The following is a 3,112-nucleotide window of genomic DNA, read 5'->3' on the forward strand; positions in this document are numbered from 1 at the left end:
CGTGCTGGCGCAGCGCGGCCTCGATCTCGCCCAGCTCGATGCGATACCCGCGCAGCTTGATCTGGTGGTCGATCCGCCCGATATAGTCGAGATCGCCGTTGGGCAGGTAGCGGACCAGATCGCCCGTGCGGTAGAGCCGCGACCCCGCGACGCCGCTGAATGGATCGGGCAGGAAGCGCTCGGCGGTCAGATCGGGGCGGCCAAGATAGCCACGGGCCAGCCCGACACCGCCCAGGTACAGCTCGCCAATCACGCCGATCGCGACGGGCTGCAACCGCGCGTCCAGCACATAGGCGCGGCTGTTGCTGATCGGTCGTCCGATTGTCGGCGCGTCGTCGGACAGCCGCTCCTGAAGCGCGAAGGTCGAGTAGGTTGTGTCCTCGGAGGGGCCGTACAGGTTATAGACACGCCGAATATGCGAGCGCGCGTAGAGCTGCCTGACCAGATCCAGCGGCAGCGGCTCTCCCGCCAGATTGACGGTAGACACCGAGTCGGGCAGCATGTCCAGCCGGAGCAGCTCAGTGATCGCCGAGGGCACGGTGTTAACCAGCGTCACCGGCAGCCCGGCGGCGGGCCATTGCAGGGCATTTTCGGCCAGGATGACCGTGCCGCCCAGGCTCAGCGGTACGAATAGCTCAAAGACCGACAAGTCGAAGCTGAGCGCCGTCGCTGCCAGCGTCCCCGCTAGCTCGTCTGGGCTAAAGACTGTTCCGGCCCAGTGGATCAGGGCGACCGCGTTGCGATGGGTGATCGCGACACCTTTGGGTCGTCCGGTCGAGCCTGAGGTATAGATGATATACGCCAGATTCGCTGGATCAAGGCGAGTGCCGGGCGCTGTCATGGGCTGCCGCGTAATCGCGGTCCAGTCCCGATCGATGAGCACCACCGCCGCACCTTCGGTGCCCGCCTCGCGATCGTGATCCGCTACGAATCGCGAGTCAAGGAGCGCCTGCTGGGCCAGCAGCACCCGCGCGCCGCTGTCGAGCAGCATATGCTGAAGCCGCTCACGAGGATACGCCGGATCGAGCGGCACATACGCGCCACCGGCTTTCAGAATGCCCAGCAGACCAACGACCAGCTCAGGCGAGCGCTGGAGGCAGACGCCGACGCAGACCTCCGGCGTTACTCCCAGCATGCGCAGATGGTGAGCTAGCTGGTTTGCCCGCGCGTCGAGTTCGGCGTAGGTCAGTCGTCGATCTCCACCGACGACCGCAACTGCATCGGGCGTGCGCGCCGCCTGCGCCTCGAAGAGCGTAGCAATCGACTGATCGACCGGATACGCCGACCCGGTTGCGTTCCACTCATCGAGGATTTGCCGACGCTCGGCGGACGGCAGCAGCGGAAGATCGCCAATCGTCTGCTCCGGGCTGGCTGCCACGCTTTCCAGCAGCGTCGTCAGATGACGGGCCATGCGCTCGATCGTGTCCGCCGCAAACAGATCGGTCGCGTATTCCAGGTATCCGAACAGTCCGCCATCGCTGCCCGGACTCAAATCCAGCGTTAGCTCGAACTTCGCGCTGCCGGTATCGATCGGCAGCAGCTCCGTGTGCAGCTCAGGCAGATCCAGCGCTGGCAGCGACGTATTTTGCAGCACGAAGAGCACCTGGAACAGCGGCGAGTGGCTGAGGTCGCGCTCCGGCTGGACGAGATCCACGGCAAGCTCAAAGGGCAGATCTTGATGCCCATACGCGCCCAGGCAGATCTCGCGCACCCTCCCCAGCAGATCGCGGAACGTTGGATTGCCCGAAAGGTCGGCGCGCAGCACGAGCGTGTTCGCAAAACAGCCGACGATCCCCTCGCTCTCGGCGCGCGTGCGATTGGCGATCGGCGTGCCGACTGCGATGTCCTCCTGGCCGCTGTAGCGATGCAGCAGCACCTGGAGCGTCGCTAGCAGCGTCATGAACAGGGTTGTGCCAGCCTGCTGACTCAGGTGTTCCAGGCGAGCTACAAGCGCAGGCGCGAAGCTGATCGGTTGTTGCGCGCCAGCCGTCGACAGCATTGCCGGACGCGGGCGATCGGTGGGCAGGGCCAACGGGGTGAGGTTGGCAAGCTGCGCCTTCCAGTAGGCCAGCAGGCGGTCAAGCGTTGCGCCTTGCAGCCATGCGCGCTGCCAGAGGGCGAAGTCGGCGTACTGGATCGGCAGGTCGGGCAGGTCGGGCGGCTGCTCCTGGCGCAGCGCGCGATAGCAGGCGGCCAGCTCACGCACGAGCACGCCCAACGACCAGCCATCGACGACGATGTGATGCAGGCAGAGCAGCAGCAGATGCTCGGTGTCGCCAAGGCGCAGGAGCGCGGCGCGGAGCAGCGGGGCGCGGGTGAGATCGAAGGGCTGCGCGGTGACGTGGTGCTGGAGGGCCGCAAGCTGGGCGCGGCGCTGGGGCTCCGGCAGGGAACGGAGATCGTGACAGGGCAGCGGCAGGGCGGCGGGCGGCTGGACGTGCTGCACGGGCTGTCCAGCGCGCAGGACAAAGCTGGTGCGCAGCGCCTCGTGGCGGGCGATGAGCGTGTTGAAGCTGGCCGTCAGCGCGGCGGCGTCCAGGGCTCCGGTCAGGCGGATGCTCAGCGGCACATGATAGGCGGCGCTGCCGGGATCGAGCTGAGCGAGCAGCCAGAGCCGCCGCTGCGCGAACGAGGCGGGAAACACCACATTCTCGTCATCGCGAGGCAGGGCGACGATCCGATCGTCCGCTGTTGTCTGGCTCGCCTCGATCGTCGAGGCCAGCCCGGCGACGGTCGGTGCCTCAAAGAGCTTTTGCAGCGGCAGGTCCACCTGGAATACATCTCGTGCCCGCGCGATCACCCTCGTTGCCAGCAGCGAGTGCCCGCCGATCTCAAAGAAATTATCCTCGACGCCGACCAGCTCGATGCCCAGCACCTCGGCCCAGATCGCCGCGAGCCGCTCCTCGGTCGGCGTGCGCGGCGCGGCGAAGCTATCGCGCTGCTCGGTGCCGTTCCACTCCGGCGCGGGCAGCGCCTTGCGATCGAGCTTGCCGTTGGGCGTCAGCGGCAGCGCGTCCAGCAGCACCCACGCGCTCGGCACCATGTAGTCGGGCAGGCGCGCCGCCAGGAACGCGCGAAGTTCCTGGGACGCACCGCGAACCGCGCCCCAGGA

The 3,112-nt window shown here is 67.1% G+C and carries 1 protein-coding gene; it reads right to left on the reverse strand.

Annotation, left to right across the window (positions count from 1 at the left end; all coding sequences use genetic code 11):
- On the reverse strand, window positions 1-3,112 hold a 3,112-nt coding region (locus VFZ66_25335; protein HEX6292535.1), incomplete at both ends, for an amino acid adenylation domain-containing protein.

Source organism: Herpetosiphonaceae bacterium (assembly GCA_036374795.1).
Taxonomy (GTDB): Bacteria; Chloroflexota; Chloroflexia; order Chloroflexales; family Kallotenuaceae; genus LB3-1.